9 protein-coding genes are annotated in these 15,150 nt (G+C 42.3%); 6 read left to right on the top strand and 3 right to left on the bottom strand.

Annotated features, from left to right (window positions below):
* The first annotated feature begins 9 nt into the window (after positions 1-9).
* Both AC06G9_RS11410 and AC06G9_RS11405 read left to right on the top strand, forming a co-directional pair.
* Positions 10-1,077 (top strand): HEAT repeat domain-containing protein, encoded by a 1,068-nt coding sequence (locus AC06G9_RS11410; RefSeq protein ID WP_480956195.1) that lies wholly within the window; start codon positions 10-12, stop codon positions 1,075-1,077.
* Positions 1,071-4,493, top strand: coding sequence for a sulfatase-like hydrolase/transferase (locus AC06G9_RS11405; protein WP_480956194.1), 3,423 nt, complete (start codon positions 1,071-1,073; stop codon positions 4,491-4,493). Before AC06G9_RS11410 ends, AC06G9_RS11405 begins: the two co-directional genes overlap by 7 nt.
* Here AC06G9_RS11405 and AC06G9_RS11400 read toward each other — a convergent pair.
* The 3 genes from AC06G9_RS11400 to AC06G9_RS11390 all read right to left on the bottom strand — a co-directional run bounded on the left by AC06G9_RS11400 (position 4,490) and on the right by AC06G9_RS11390 (position 9,051).
* A complete protein-coding gene (locus tag AC06G9_RS11400; protein ID WP_248753634.1) occupies positions 4,490-5,731 on the bottom strand; it encodes a YaiO family outer membrane beta-barrel protein in 1,242 nt (413 codons plus the stop codon). The genes AC06G9_RS11405 and AC06G9_RS11400 overlap by 4 nt on opposite strands.
* Positions 5,732-5,857: 126 nt before the next feature.
* Positions 5,858-8,227 carry a beta-L-arabinofuranosidase domain-containing protein gene (locus AC06G9_RS11395; protein WP_480956193.1) on the bottom strand — a complete coding sequence of 790 codons (2,370 nt, stop codon included), beginning with the start codon at positions 8,225-8,227 and terminating at the stop codon, positions 5,858-5,860.
* A gap of 116 nt (positions 8,228-8,343) precedes the next feature.
* Entirely contained in the window at positions 8,344-9,051 is a 708-nt protein-coding gene (locus AC06G9_RS11390; RefSeq protein WP_317233164.1) for an NUDIX hydrolase, read from the bottom strand.
* 305 nt (positions 9,052-9,356) lie between these two features.
* Here AC06G9_RS11390 and AC06G9_RS11385 point away from each other — a divergent pair, with 305 nt between their 5' ends.
* The 4 genes from AC06G9_RS11385 (at position 9,357) to AC06G9_RS11370 (ending at position 15,147) form a co-directional block, all read left to right on the top strand.
* Positions 9,357-11,024, top strand: a complete 1,668-nt coding sequence (locus tag AC06G9_RS11385) for a ribulokinase (protein WP_480956192.1) — start codon at positions 9,357-9,359, stop codon at positions 11,022-11,024.
* A 79-nt stretch (positions 11,025-11,103) separates the two neighbouring features.
* Positions 11,104-11,802 (top strand): L-ribulose-5-phosphate 4-epimerase, encoded by a 699-nt coding sequence (locus tag AC06G9_RS11380; RefSeq protein WP_045756403.1) that lies wholly within the window; start codon positions 11,104-11,106, stop codon positions 11,800-11,802.
* A 79-nt stretch (positions 11,803-11,881) separates the two neighbouring features.
* Positions 11,882-13,384, top strand: a complete 1,503-nt coding sequence (gene araA / locus AC06G9_RS11375) for an L-arabinose isomerase (RefSeq protein ID WP_480956191.1) — start codon at positions 11,882-11,884, stop codon at positions 13,382-13,384.
* Positions 13,385-13,446: 62 nt separating this feature from the next.
* The gene (locus tag AC06G9_RS11370) at positions 13,447-15,147 is read left to right on the top strand and encodes a sodium:solute symporter family transporter (RefSeq protein ID WP_045756401.1); all 1,701 of its coding nucleotides are present in this window, start codon (positions 13,447-13,449) and stop codon (positions 15,145-15,147) included.
* Positions 15,148-15,150 lie beyond the last annotated feature (3 nt).

The following is a 15,150-nucleotide window of genomic DNA, read 5'->3' as shown; positions in this document are numbered from 1 at the left end:
AGATAGGCCATGGTACACCAAATCACCTTAAATGAACTTGTTATCGCGATTATAGTCGTCTTTATGATGGTTATGGTCATGATCATCGCGGTACTTTTATATAGTTTATATCAGTATCGGATATTGCACAATAGGCAGATTTGGACCCGTATCATTGAAAATAAGATTATCGAGTCGATTGTTGGCGGTCATCAAGCGATAGCAGATGATCAATCTTTCAATAGCAATCTCCGAAAATATGCTTTTCGTGACCTTTTCTTAGGCTTATTGGTCACTTCTGAACGAAAATTTTCTGGTGCTGCCCGCCAGGAGATCAGCTTTCTCTTTCACCAGTATCACTTAGAAAAGGAGGCCTGGAAAAATCTTAAAAAGAAAAAAAACTACCTTGTGGTAGCGGGTATTCAAGAGCTTTCGGCGATGGGTGTAACACGTGCGCTCTCTGTATTTACATCATTGCTCAAACATTCGGATCGGCTTATCTATCAAGAAGCACAATATGCAGTCCTCACGTTCAAGGGATTTGAGGGCTTATCTTTTTTAAATACGCTGCATTCACCACTTTCTGACTGGCAGCAACTGCGTTTGCTACATTCGATAACGGAAATACCGGATTCACATGACCTGAGTCCCGCCTTATGGTTGGAGAGTAGCAATATCACGGTGATTGTTTTCACCTTTCGCTTGATACGAAAATTTCAGCTGCTCACTTTTTACAATGCAGTTTTGAAACTGTTAGATCATGATCATGTGCATGTTAGGAGGGAAGCCGTTAGAACGCTGGAGTCATTGGAAAATGATGATACCGTCCATCAGTTGACAACATCATTCCCGCAGCAGCCGCTACCGGTACAGCTGGAGATACTAAAGGCATTGAAAAGATCTAAAAGTATGGAGTGTCTGGCATTTCTGAAGCAGCAGTTTTTGGAACATCCGGATAATGCCATCAAAATCGCTGCTGCTGAAGTGATGGTCTGCCTGGGTCAAGAGCAGTACCTCACGGATATGGCTCTGGACAGTAACACGGGCTTGCATTTTAAACAGATTGTCAACCATGCTTTGCAGAAAAAGATATGTTAGAATTTGCTCATATTGTCTATGAAGTCGTCATCTGGATATTTTTGGTGTATTCAGCGGCTATATTTTTGATTTATAGCTGGATAGGATTGTATGCTTACGGAGCAGTATCCCGATATAAAAACGATAATACGTTTACCGACTATAATTTGATTGCCACCAATGCCAATGCGCCTAATTTTAGCGTGATCGCACCCGCCTACAATGAAGGCATGACCGTGGTTGAAAATGTACGTTCGCTTCTGTCTTTATATTACCACAATCTGGAAATTATCATCGTCAATGATGGGAGCCGGGACGACTCCATGGACAAGCTCATCGCGGCATATGAGCTTGAATCGGTTCCTTTTTTTATACAGGGAAATATCGAAACCAAGGCCATAAAAGGCATCTACAAAAGTAAAAATTCGGCTTTTAAAAAGCTGATCGTGGTAGATAAGGAAAATGGCGGTAAGGCCGATGCGCTCAATGTTGGGGTCAATATATCATCTGGGGATTATATCGTCTGTATCGATGTCGATTGTATCTTAGAGCAAGATGCACTATTGAAGCTGGCAAAGCCATTTTTGGAACAAACCGATAAACGTGTCATCGCTTGTGGAGGTGTGATTCGTCTGGCCAATAATTGTAAGATCGAAAATGGCAAAGTCGTCGATATCAATTTACCGCAGTCATGGCTTGGACGTACCCAAGCGCTGGAATATATCAGAGCCTTTGTTTTGGGCAGAATGGCCTGGTCCAGGGCGTCAGGTCTTATCTTGATCTCAGGCGCATTTGGAGCCTTTGATAAACAGATCGTGCTTGCTTGCGGTGGATATGATAGCCAGACCGTTGGTGAAGATATCGAGCTCGTCGTGCGCATGCGCCGATATATGGAAGAAGAAAAACTTCCTTATGAAGTTGTCAATATTCCCGATCCGCTCTGCTGGACAGAGGTGCCGGAGTCCAAAGAGGTCTTGAAAAAACAGCGCAATCGCTGGATGCGAGGTACGATGGAGACCTTATGGAAGCACCGCAAACTCATGTTTAATCCCAAATATGGAAAACTCGGGATGCTCAGTATTCCCTATTGGTTTTTCTTTGAGTTTCTAGGGCCTCTGATCGAATTTTTTGGCTATATCGTCTTTATTGTTTTCTTTTTTTTGGGCATCATTAATTGGACTTTTTTCTTTGCCCTATTTGCCCTGGTTATTTCCTCTGGTATTTTGTACTCGATATATGCGATATTAGTTGACTTGGTCAGTCACCAAGTTTACAGCAAGAAACAGGATCTTTCGAAATTAATTACAACGGCTATTTTAGAGCCATTTTACTTTCATCCCTTCATTGTCTGTGCCGCTGTGCGCGGTTCATTGGATTATTTTCGAAAGCAGCATAGTTGGGGAGATATGAAGCGCCAGGGTTTTCAACAGGCAGCACCTGATGCATCTTTTCTAAAGCGCGTAGGTATGCAGCTCGTCATAGGATTGAAAAATTATGGAATCATTGCACTTGTATTTTTAGGGCTGTTCCTGTTTTCGGTCGGTGTCGAATGGTGGTGGTATGGTAGACAGTTTGCACAATTAAATCATCATCCAGATATCGTCCAACTTGTATTGGACAACCTGGCTTTGGCTTTTGAGGTATTGGCTGTGGGTGGTCTGATCTATCTGATCCTGCAGTTTGTCAGTATCCCCTTGGCTAGGTTGCAAGCGCATCTACTCCTGACATTGGTCGTCGTGATGCAATATGTCTTGTTTCTTTACTTTGCAGAATCTCGCAATTTGCTTGGAGCTGATCTATTTTATTATAATACCGCCGATCTGATGCAGATCTTACAAGCGAGCGGTATGTTGAGCATCACCAATGTCGCCTTACTGATTTTATTGGTAGTAGGCACTTATATTCCTTTTTGGCTAGCGTCAAGAAAACCGCTGAAGACGATTTATGTCAGCATCACTGTATTTATACTGGGGCTGGCGGCAAGTGGCTTACCGCTCGATTATTTTAAGCGTTTTTCAGCAGGTGGAGATGAGTTTGTCCAAAATTCGGTGCGAAGTAAATGGCGCTATTTTTTAAAGTCAAATGTGACCAACTATCTCGATAAGCATCCGGGCATGCTGGCTTTTGGTGCCCAAGATGATGCTGTAGGAAGCAATGAAAGTTTTCCTTTTCTCCATGATGAGGATACCAAAGATATGTTGGGTCCTTATTTTGAAAAAGCAGCAGCAGCGCCCAATCTCGTCATCATCATCGTCGAGGGGTTGGGGCATTCTTACAGTTCTCCGGCTGGATATATTGGAAATTTTACGCCTTTTATTGATGATCTGAAAAAGAGTTCGTTGTATTGGGATAATAATCTAAGCTCTTCAGGACGGACTTTTTCGGTCCTTTCGACCTTAACGGGCTCATTGCCCTTTGCTTCTCATGGCTTCTTAGAACAAGATACCTTGCCCAAGCATTTCAGTCTATTTAATATCTTACAGGCCAATGATTTTAACACCGGTTTTTTCTATGGTGGCGATGCTCATTTTGATTTCATGCAAAAATACATGGACAGTAATCAGATCGATACCTTAATTGATCAAAAAGCATTTCTTGCCCCTTACAAAAAACTTCCGGAGAAAGGGGGTGAAAGCTGGGGATATGAAGATCAGGCCGTCTTTAATAAATTGTTGGAAGTACAGCAAGTGCAGTCAAAACCCTATTTTCATGTCCTGTTGACCTTATCGACGCACAATCCATTTTTGATCAATAATGCTGCTTACTATGAACAGCTTTTTGATCAGCGAATGGCGACACAAACACTCACGGCAGATCAACGAAAGTGGGCATTGGAAAATCGAACCCAATTGGTTTCTGTTTTAAATCTGGATGATGCCATGAGTCAATTTTTTAAAGCTTATCAGCGAAGAGCTGATTACGGCAATACCATCTTTGTGATTACGGGTGACCATGCCATGCCCGAGATTCCATTGGAGAGCAAGATCGATCGTTATCATGTTCCCCTGATCATTTATTCACCTTTGCTAAAAGCGGGCCATACCTTTCATAATAAGGTGAGTCACTTTGATGTCACACCATCACTGCTAGCCTACTACAGAGAAAACTATGGAGTTCATACCCCTAAGCAGGTCACGTGGATAGGAAAGGGGTTAGAGATCGGCACCTCTGCTAAAAGTAACGGTGCTGCGATGATGCAGAGCAAAAATCAATTGATAGACTTTGTCTATGGTGACTACCATCTGTCAGATGGACAGTTGTATCAATTGGATGCGCATATGAATGAGGAACCTATTGTGGATGAGTCTTCAAGAGAACTGCTTTCTAAGCGCTTTAATACTTTTAAAAATAAGAATAAAAGATTTTATACCAGCAAACAATTGTTTCCCGATAGTATATATACGAATTATTTCAAACAAGCGATATCAAAACCTTAAAAGGTTTTGATATAGCCCAATGTGACGTCGATTTGATTGCCTTTCTCACCTAATCTAAATTCTTGATTGTAGTAGGTTGAGGAAATGGAAAAGAGATTGGTCCGATTGATGGAGAAGTTATACTCGGCACCGACTTTAAACGTTTTCAATTTGTAATTAGAAATTTCCAAAAGATTATTTCTGTTTTCTTCAGGGCTTAGACCCGTGCCGATAATAAATCCCAAATAGTCATTTGCCCCTTTGGTATAGTAACGTACTGTACCTGCATAGGATTGCGAGATATTCTGGTGACTAGGAGTCAAATAGGTCTTTAAATTGAACCAAAAGTTTTGATAGTATTTGCCTATAGATGCTGTATACATCCAGATATTGTCTGTAAAGTAAAGCTGTCTGTACCCAATCTCGCCTTCAAAACTATGGGGTAGGTTGGCGTATAAAGATACGCCAGTTCTATATTTTGGAAATATGCCTACGTTATTTGAATATCCACCTGCCACATAGAGGTAAAACATCTTGGACAATCTGGGATATGCTTCTACTTCAAACTGAACCCCATTTTCAGCAAATTTATTGGCATAGTTGGTTCTGAAAATAACAGAACCCAACGGCGTTGCTCTTTTATAACTCAGCGCTACGATGTGCCAGTCATGATCAAACTGTTTGTCAAAGTGGACAAAATTATAATTGAGGCCTATGGCATTCTTAGCGGTATACTCTTGTATATTTTTGGCCAGTGCTCTTGCCTCAGCATGCTTAGGATTTAATTGTAACAACTGGTTTACTGATTGTTCGGCGCTTGCATAGGCATTGTTGCTGTAGGCTACTTTTGCCTTTAATAGCAGCAGGTCCTGTGAAGTCGGATGAAAGGAAAGACCTTGGTCGATCAGTTCAATAGCTTGTGCAGGTTGATCATTCCAATAGACAAACGATGCATACGCCAAGTAGAAATCTTCATCTTGAACATGGGATCTATGGAGCTGTTCAAATACAGACCGGGCTGAATCGGTTTGATCAGACCAGGTGTAAAGCCGTCCTAAAAAAATCCGTATATCGGTATAATCTGGAGCCTGCTGTAATGCCTGCTTACTGATTTTTATGGCCTCGGCATAATTTTTTTGATCAAAGGCAACGGTACGAGCTTTTACAAAAAGTTCATCTGCGGTTAGTGTTTTTTCCTGACAAAAGCTTGATAATGGTCCCATCAGTAAGCCAAATAACATGTAAACAAGTTTATTCATCTTAAATCAAATTTTTTAGATATTAGGATAGATATATTTAATAACTAAAGTTAGTAAAATTTGTTTATCAATTTATCAATACTTGCTCCTTATGCACGAGGATTCTGTTATTTTAATACGGTTAGGTTAAGGCCTGCTCACTAATCTGATTTCGAGTATTTTATGGCTCTTAGCTGAGCCTGACCCAGCCACCTTAATCTTTAATTCGTTGGCTGTTAATAGCTTCTGTGCCAGTGTAAATCGCACCGTCTTAATACCTGGTGTGCCAGCTTCTGTTGACAATGTGCCTGTTTGCGTATCGTTGACCCATATCTCCGTTGCTCGTGCTGCTTGTTCATCCACATATTTGATATAGATATCAGCTGTCTGGTTACGCTCTTTTTTCATCATGTAACTAAACCAGCCCTCCGCTTCACGCCAGCGGGTATCGTCAAATACGCCCGCAACACTGTTTTGCTGTTGAATAAAATGATCGGACTCAGGTTGTTGCTCTCCACAGACGACCTTATCTAGGGTCAAAGCATCTAATTTTAAACTTTCCAGCTCGTCACGTTCCATTTTTTTCTGTAATTCGGCCAGTTCTTTTTCGGTTGCCTGTGGCCAATAAATGATATAGCGGCTATCGTGTATTTTGTAAAAGGGTTCAAGTTCCATGCTGATGTGCTCTTTTCCTAATCGCAGTCCTGCTAATGAAAAGTGCAGAGGCTTTGCAGCAATAGGCTTAACCAGATTCGGGATCTCGGATGGATCAGTTGTTAAGATCGGTAAATCGGAAGACGGTATCTGCCTGCCTTTGGCGACATGGCCCATTCGGCTGTCGTCAGCACGTAAATCGGGTAATGTTTCCGTAGCTACACGTGCGCCCAATACAATAGGACCATAGAGCAGGCTATAATAATTGCTCCGATCCGGCAGCTGTTCGGTACGGATAGCCATAGGAAGCTCAATATCTACGCGATCACCTTTTTTCCATTTGCGTTTGATCGATAGCATATCTTGATCCTGTTCTGTGATCTGATACACCTGACCATTGATCCGTACTGTTGGAGCCTCCTTTAACCAGATCGGTTTCCGTATGTGCAATGTAAAAGTCGATGTTTTTTGTTTAGGATGGATAATAAGGCGTGTACTGGCTTGTTCTGGATAATTATTTTCCTGTACCACTTCGACTCCTTGCTCACGCCAGTTTAAGCGGGAGGGGATAAAGAGATTGACATAGAGCTGATCATCTTGGTGTGCATAGATCATTTCACCATATTTAGCATGGTTTTCTATGCCCGATCCCACACAGCACCACATGCTGGTATGCGGCTGCGAATATACCCTGTAATGTCCTGGACGAATTTGTGTAAAGTAAACAAAACCTCCATGTTCTGGATGTTGGCTGGATAAGATATGATTATATAAGCTTCGCTCGTAATAATCGAGGTATTTGCCTTGTGGATCTGTTTGGTGAAGCATTTTTGTCAACCGGAGCATATTGTAGGTATTGCAGGTTTCGGGTCCTTCAATGCTGTGGACCATTTTGGAAAAATCATCCGTCGGGTTAAAATGTTCACTGACACTGTTACCACCGATGGAGATCGAACGTTTCGATACAACAAGTTCCCAAAAGTAGCGCGCAGCATCTTCCCAAGTTTCATCCTGTGCTATATCTGCGATCCTTTTAAACCCCAGTACTTTTGGAATTTGGGTGTTGGCATGCTTGCCGGTCAATTGATCTTGATGTTGGATCAACGGGGTCAAGATCTCCTGATGGCTGAACTTGCGGGCTAGTGTCAGATAAGCTGGATTTTGCGTGATGGCAGCCACATCGGCAAATGTTTCGTTCAGTCCGCCATGTTCACTCCGCAACATATCCTGAATCTGCTTATCTGACAACTGCTGGACAAGCCTAATCGCCCAGTCTGTCATTTTGATCAGCATATCTTTAGCCTCTTCATTGCCGGTTAACAAGTAAGCATCACGTAAACCTGCATAAGTCTTATGAATATTGTATAAGGGCACCCATTTGCTGTTTAAGTTGAAACCGCCGGCTTGAATATTTCCCTGCCTAATTTCTTCCCAGATCACCTGACCTCCAGGTACTCCACCAATGTATCCGTTTCCATTTGCTTCTTGACATTGTTTGAGGGTAGACAACATGTAATCCAATCTTCTTTTGATCTGTAAATCACCTGTAGACGCATACATATGAGCCAAGGCAGAAATATAGTGTCCACCGATATGACCGTCCAGTCCTGTATTTTCCCAATTGGTATAGGATTCTTTCTTTTGTGGTAGACCAGCTTCTCTAAGGAAAGGAGCCAGTAGACGATCTGCATCAAGTGTCAATAGATAAGTTAAATCCAGATCTTCAGCATGCTTGAAAGGTCCAGGGAGCAAACGTACATCTTTGAGATCAAAATAGGACAACGCCGGTTTTGTCTGTGCTGATAATTCAGCAGTACAGATGACCATACAGGTGACATAGGAAAGGATGCTCTTCAGCTTCATAACAGTTCGGGTTTAGGTGATACCATTGGAGACAACGGTTTACAGTAAATTAAATGTTATTTATACATTTATTTGATTAGAAAAAATAATTGGCTATGCTAACTTAGGTGTTACCATTAATCGTTAATAGACCAACTCGGCAAATAGCTTAAAAAAGACATGATTTTTTCTTTATAGATATCTTTGTTCAAGCGGAAGTAGAAAGCTCCTTTTTTAGAGTTTTCTTTATCTTTTTCCTTGAGCTTAATGATCAGTTCTGAGGAAAGCAATTTACGGCTAAAATTTCGGGTATCGAGCTCGGTATCATATACGCCTTCGTAAAGGGATACAATCTGCGGAATCGTAAATTTCTCGGGCAAGAGTTCAAATAGAATAGGGTAAAGAGCTGCCTTGGCACGAAGTTCCCGTTTAGCTTTTTCAATCATCTGCTCGTGGTCAAAAATCAGTTGCGGCAGTTCTTTGAGCGGAAACCAACGTGCTTCAAATTCCTCACTGATGATATGTTTATATTGGTGGGTATCGATCAGCGCAAAATGTGCGATACTCACTACGCGTCCATATTTTTCACGGTTAGGATCTCCAAAGATACCACAGTCTTCCATATAGACATCTTCTAACCCTGTGAGCTTTTTTAATATGCGTGAAGCAGCCTGCTGGGGATTTTCATCGGGTTGCACAAATCCGCCCATTAAGCTCCATTTATTTCGTTCGGGCTCAAATCCTCGTTTTATCAGCAGAATTTCTAAAGATTCTCCATTAAATCCAAAAATAATACAGTCCACAGCTAATAATAAGCTTGGTTCGTTTTTGTAAAAATCCATCATTGATTACTCTCGTTTTATAATTAATTAGTGATACAAAATGTCTCGTATCTGTTACAATATCTAAAATGTTTCGTAAAAAAACACATTTTTCTACCTATTTAATTGATTAGCTTATCAAAGCAGGTAACTATTTATTCCTATTGCAATACAAATCAACGAAAAAAAAAATTAAAATTTCATTTTTTAAAAAAATAAATGTTAATTTGACATTAATTACTTTAAATACCGGATCGTATGATGGATTCAGAAAGGGGATTAAAGTATAACAGATTATAAATCAATATTATAAACCAAAACTACAAATAATGAGCAAAGCATATGTGATCGGCTTAGATTATGGAAGTGATTCCGTTCGATCGGTTTTAGTAGATGCAGCGAATGGCGAGGAGCTATCTAGTGCAGTGTTCTACTATCCGCGATGGAACAGTGGCAAATTTTGTGATCCGATGACTAACCAATTTAGACAGCACCCCTTAGACTATATCGAGGGTCTGGAATCTACCATTAAATCCTGCCTTGAAAAAGTGGGTAATCCTGATATTGCCAAAGCTGTGAAAGCGATTTCTGTTGATTCAACAGGATCTACACCAGTAGCTGTGGATGAACGCGGGGTACCGCTTGCTTTATCCGAACGCTTTGCTGACAATCCAAACGCGATGTTTGTACTTTGGAAAGACCATACGGCAGTGAAGGAAGCTCAGGAAATCAATGATCATGCAAAAAAATACGATCCCGATTATTTAAAATATGTGGGCGGAATCTATTCTTCAGAATGGTTTTGGGCAAAATTGCTTCATGTACTGCGTAAAGATCAGGAGGTGCGCGATGGCCTCTATACTTGGGTCGAGCACTGTGATTATATCCCATTTTTACTAACGGGCGGTACTCATGCGCAAGATATTAAGCGTAGTGTCTGTGCTGCAGGACATAAGTCTTTGTGGGCAGCTGATTTTGGAGGTCTTCCGCCGAATCAATTTTTTGCTGAATTGGATCCGGTATTAGACGGCCTTGTGGATCGTTTATTTACCCATACTTATACTTCTGCACAATCTGCTGGCACGCTCTCTGAAGAATGGGCAAACCGATTGGGACTGTCTACTGATGTCGTGGTGGGTGTAGGTGCTTTCGACTGCCATATGGGAGCCGTAGGTGGACAGATCGAACCTTATTACTTAAGTAAAGTGATGGGAACTTCGACTTGTGATATGCTGGTGGCACCTCCTGATGAAGTGGGCGATACCTTGGTAAGAGGAATCTGTGGTCAGGTCGATGGGTCGATTATACCAGGTATGATCGGTATGGAAGCGGGTCAATCTGCTTTTGGAGATGCTTATGCTTGGTTCAAGCAGGTGTTATCATGGCCTGTCACGAATCTGATCGGACAGTGTGATGATATTTCTGCCGAAGATAAAGCGAAGATTGCAAACCTGATCGACACACAGTTGATCCCAGAATTAAGTAAGAAAGCTGCAGAACTGCCTGTCACCGAGTCTTCGGAATTGGCGATTGACTGGTTCAATGGACGTCGTACGCCTGATGCCGATCAAACATTAAAGGGTGCTTTGTCTGGTCTTCATCTCGGAACTGATGCTGTGCGAATCTTTCGTTCTATTGTCGAAGCAACTTGCTTTGGAGCCAAAAGTATAGCCGATCGGTTTGTCGAGCAGGGTATTCCGGTAAAAGGATTGATCGGTCTTGGTGGCGTCGCTAAAAAATCTGCTTACATCATGCAGACAATGGCCGATGTGATGAATATGCCGATCCGCATCCATAAATCCGAACAGACATGTGCTCTTGGAGCTGCCATGTTTGCGGCTACGGCGGCGGGTCTATATCCTAAGGTGGAAGATGCGATGGAAGCGATGGGACAGGGCTTCGAGGGAACGTACGAACCTCGTGCCGAAATGGTTGCCATCTATGCCAAACGATACGAACAGTATAAGCAATTGGGTGCATTTATCGAGCAAAACTAAGTGAGCGCCTGTCTGAGGCATCGTCTCAGCGGTATTTGCTGTCATTATAATTTTTAATTTTTTTTGAAACTTTAGCATCATGAGTTATACATCCATAAAAGAAGAAGCCTATCAGTGCAACATGCAATTGCCGAAATTGGGATTGGTCCTTTTTACCTTTGGTAATGTAAGTGTCGCGGATCGTGATCAGGCTGTATTTGCCATTAAACCCAGCGGGGTTCCGTATGAGGAATTGACGCCGGATCATATGGTGATCGTTGATTTTGATGGTCAGGTCGTCGAAGGTAAACTGAGACCTTCGTCGGATACTAAGACCCACGCAGTGCTCTATAAACACTGGGAAGGGATCGGCGGTATCACACATACCCATTCGACATATGCCACCGCTTGGGCACAGAGCCAACGCGATATTCCTATTTTTGGAACGACGCATGCGGATCACCTGACCTCCGACATCCCTTGTGCCGCTCCGATGGATGATCATATGATCGCGGGCAACTATGAGTATGAAACCGGATTTCAAATTATGAATCATTTTAATAAACTTCAACTGGACTACAAGGAAGTCGAAATGATTCTAGTTGGTAACCATGCCCCATTTACCTGGGGAAAAACGGGAGCCAAATCGGTCTATAACAGTGCGGTATTGGAAACTGTCGCACAGATGGCACTCCTGACCGAGCAGATCAATCCCAAGGCGCCACGTCTAAAAGATGCTTTGATTAAAAAACATTACGAACGTAAGCACGGTGGTGCAGCGTACTATGGTCAAGAATAAATCATATCAATAATCAACTATAAACTAAATAAAATTGAAAGGAGATTGGATCTACAGCCAATCTTATAAACGCTAAAATATGAATATCGATTTAAATAAATTGGAAGTTTGGTTCGTCACAGGGAGCCAGGATTTATATGGTGAAGAAACCTTAAAACAGGTTGCGCTACATGCTGAAGAAGTGGCACAGTATTTTTCTGCGCACAGCCAAATTCCTGTGCAGGTTGTCTACAAGCCTATCGTTAAAAATAGTGAAGAAATCTACCATACGTTGACCGCAGCAAATGCTGCTGTGAATTGTATCGGGGTGGTCACTTGGATGCATACTTTTTCACCTGCTAAAATGTGGATCAGAGGATTGCAGGCTTTGCAGAAACCATTATTGCATCTGCATACGCAATACAATCGGGATATTCCATGGAGTACCATGGATATGGATTTTATGAACCTAAACCAAAGTGCGCACGGTGATCGTGAATTTGGTCATATTGTCACCCGTTTAAATATCGGCAGAAAAGTAGTGACTGGACATTGGCAGGATGAAGAAGTGATCGCACGTATCCAAGTATGGGTACGCGCAGCAGCAGCTTGGCACGACTGGCAAGGCGCTAAATTTGTTCGTTTTGGCGATAATATGCGTTACGTCGCAGTTACCGATGGGGATAAAGTATCTGCAGAGACACAATTTGGTTTCTCTGTCAATACTTATGCTGTTGGTGATCTTGTTGCGATCATCAATGCGGTCTCAGCATCACAAATCAATACTTTACTCGAGGAGTATGAGGCGACCTATGATCTGGCGCCCAATGTCATGGAGGGCGGAGAGCAACGTCAAAGTTTGGTGGACGCAGCCCGTATCGAAATTGGATTAAGAACGTTTTTAGAAGCGGGGAACTATAAAGGTTTTACCGATACATTTGAAGATCTGCATGGTCTGGTGCAACTACCAGGTTTGGCCGTACAGCGATTGATGGCTGAAGGCTATGGATTTGCCGGTGAGGGCGACTGGAAAACTCCGGCTTTGGTGAGAGCATGTAAAGTGATGGGTGCTGGTTTGCCGGGAACTACAGCTTTTATGGAAGATTATACGTATCATTTTGATCCGCAGAATGAGATGGTCTTGGGTTCGCACATGCTGGAAGTAGATCCGGCTTTAGCGGCTGATAAACCTAGAATTGAAGTACATCCGCTGGGGATTGGTGGTAAAGCCGATCCGGCACGTCTGGTATTTGATGGCTTGAGCGGTCCTGCTCTCAATGCTTCATTGATTGATTTGGGAACACGCTTTCGCTTGATCGTCAATAAAGTAGTCGGTGTAGATGTCAAAGAGGAACTGCCGAAATTGCCTGTTGCACGTGTGCTGTGGAAACCGCTTCCGGATATGAAAACCGCTTGTAGTGCGTGGATATACGCTGGTGGTGCTCACCATACTGCTTACAGTTTGAGTTTGACACCAGAATACTTGGAAGATTTTGCGCGAATTGCTGGGTTGGAGTATGTAGCGATTGATGAAAATACGACGCTAACACATCTGGAAAACCAGTTGAAGTGGAATGAACTCTATTTTTTAATGAAAAAATAACCTGAATATTCCTGCTCTTTTCTAAAAAGAGCGGGACTTCATCATAAGCAACTCGCAAGACTATGGAAAAATTTGCAACAGTAGATTACGTCATCTTTGTCGTCTACTTCATAATTGTAGCTGGATATGGCTACTGGATCTACAGCAGAAAAACAGCTGCCAACAATAGTAGTAAGGACTATTTCTTGGCAGAAGGTTCTTTGACATGGTGGGCTATCGGAGCATCGTTGATTGCATCCAATATCTCTGCCGAACAATTTATTGGAATGAGCGGTAATGGTTTTGAGGTCGGTATTGCCGTAGCGGCCTACGAGCTGATTGCTGCTGTGGCTTTAATCATTGTGGCCGTGTGGTTTATACCGGTCTACCTGAAGAACAAGATCTTCACGATGCCCCAGTTTTTAAACAATCGATACAATGAAACGACCAGTCTGATTATGGCTGTTTTCTGGCTTTTCTTATATGTGTTTGTCAACTTAACGTCGATCTTATACCTCGGAGCAATCGCCATATCGAGTATGGCTGGTGGCGGAGATAGCTTTCACCTAATCATGGTCGCATTGGCTGTATTTGCTGTCATTATCACACTGGGTGGTATGCGCGTGATCGGTTTTACCGATGTGATTCAAGTGGTGGTTTTGATCATCGGCGGTATTGCTACGACTTATGTGGCTTTAACTTTGGTGAGTGAGCACTTTGGTCTTGGAAAAGATGTTTTGGCCGGTTTCAATAAACTCATGGAAGATTCACCTAAGCATTTTGAAATGATCGTGGATAAACCAGGTGTTGGGGCGACACAAGAGGAGATAAACAAATACCTCATGTTGCCTGGTATCGGGATGTATCTGGCCGGTATCTGGATTGTAAATCTGAATTATTGGGGATGTAACCAATACATCACACAACGTGCTTTGGGAGCAGATCTAAAAACTGCCCGTATGGGTATTTTATTTGCAGGTCTTTTGAAACTGTTGATGCCGCTTATCGTCATGTTGCCCGGAATCGCGGCTTATGTGCTCTATAAAAATGGTGCATTGCAAGAGGAAATGGCACCAGGAGGGGTTTTCCATGCCGATAATGCATACTCCGCTATTCTTGGACATTTGCCAAATGGAATGAAAGGCTTGGCTCTGGCAGCGTTGACTGCGGCTATCGTGGCTGGTCTTGCAGGTAAAGCCAATAGTATTGCGACCATCTATACCTTGGATATCTATAAAAAGTATATCAACACGGCAGCATCTGAAGCGAAAATGGTGTGGATCGGAAAAATTACGATCGTGGTATCGATCGTGGTCGCGGTATTATTTACGTGGAACGATACGTTGGGTATCGGTGGAGCTGGTGGATTTACCTTTATTCAAAAATATACAGGTTTTATCAGTCCAGGGGTATTTGCGATGTTTTTACTGGGGATGTTTTGGAAACGCACGACTGGACCTGCTGCCATTACAGGTTTGATTTCAGGTTTCGGTCTGTCCATCTTCTTCAACGAATTTGCGACAAAAGTATTTGGCCCTGAAACTTGGTTGTATACAGCATATATCAATAAAAGTGGCCACTATGAAATTCCATTCCAGATCTGTATGGGATTGGCTTTCGCGTTTACGTTAGCTTTGATGATCGGGGTGAGTTTGTTTGGTCCAAAAGAGAATCCAAAAGCATTTGCACTTGATAAAAAGATGTTCAAAGTAGAACCATCTATCTTAGTCCTAATCGTGGTCACACTACTATTAGTAACGGCTATATATGTGCGTTTTTGGTAGAGA

This window comes from Sphingobacterium sp. MAE (assembly GCF_056711605.1).
The sequence above is the reverse complement of the archived record's forward strand: the minus strand, read 5'-3'. Positions and strand labels throughout refer to the sequence as shown.

What these genes read in the sequence shown, in the direction of transcription:
- AC06G9_RS11385 (WP_480956192.1), top strand. Translation starts at nt 9,357, where the DNA reads ATGAGCAAAGCATATGTGATCGGCTTAGATTATGGAAGTGATTCCGTT.
- AC06G9_RS11370 (WP_045756401.1), top strand. Translation starts at nt 13,447, where the DNA reads ATGGAAAAATTTGCAACAGTAGATTACGTCATCTTTGTCGTCTACTTC.
- AC06G9_RS11380 (WP_045756403.1), top strand. Translation starts at nt 11,104, where the DNA reads ATGAGTTATACATCCATAAAAGAAGAAGCCTATCAGTGCAACATGCAA.
- AC06G9_RS11400 (WP_248753634.1), bottom strand. Translation starts at nt 5,731, where the DNA reads ATGAATAAACTTGTTTACATGTTATTTGGCTTACTGATGGGACCATTA.
- AC06G9_RS11390 (WP_317233164.1), bottom strand. Translation starts at nt 9,051, where the DNA reads ATGATGGATTTTTACAAAAACGAACCAAGCTTATTATTAGCTGTGGAC.
- AC06G9_RS11405 (WP_480956194.1), top strand. Translation starts at nt 1,071, where the DNA reads ATGTTAGAATTTGCTCATATTGTCTATGAAGTCGTCATCTGGATATTT.
- araA (WP_480956191.1), top strand. Translation starts at nt 11,882, where the DNA reads ATGAATATCGATTTAAATAAATTGGAAGTTTGGTTCGTCACAGGGAGC.
- AC06G9_RS11395 (WP_480956193.1), bottom strand. Translation starts at nt 8,227, where the DNA reads ATGAAGCTGAAGAGCATCCTTTCCTATGTCACCTGTATGGTCATCTGT.
- AC06G9_RS11410 (WP_480956195.1), top strand. Translation starts at nt 10, where the DNA reads ATGGTACACCAAATCACCTTAAATGAACTTGTTATCGCGATTATAGTC.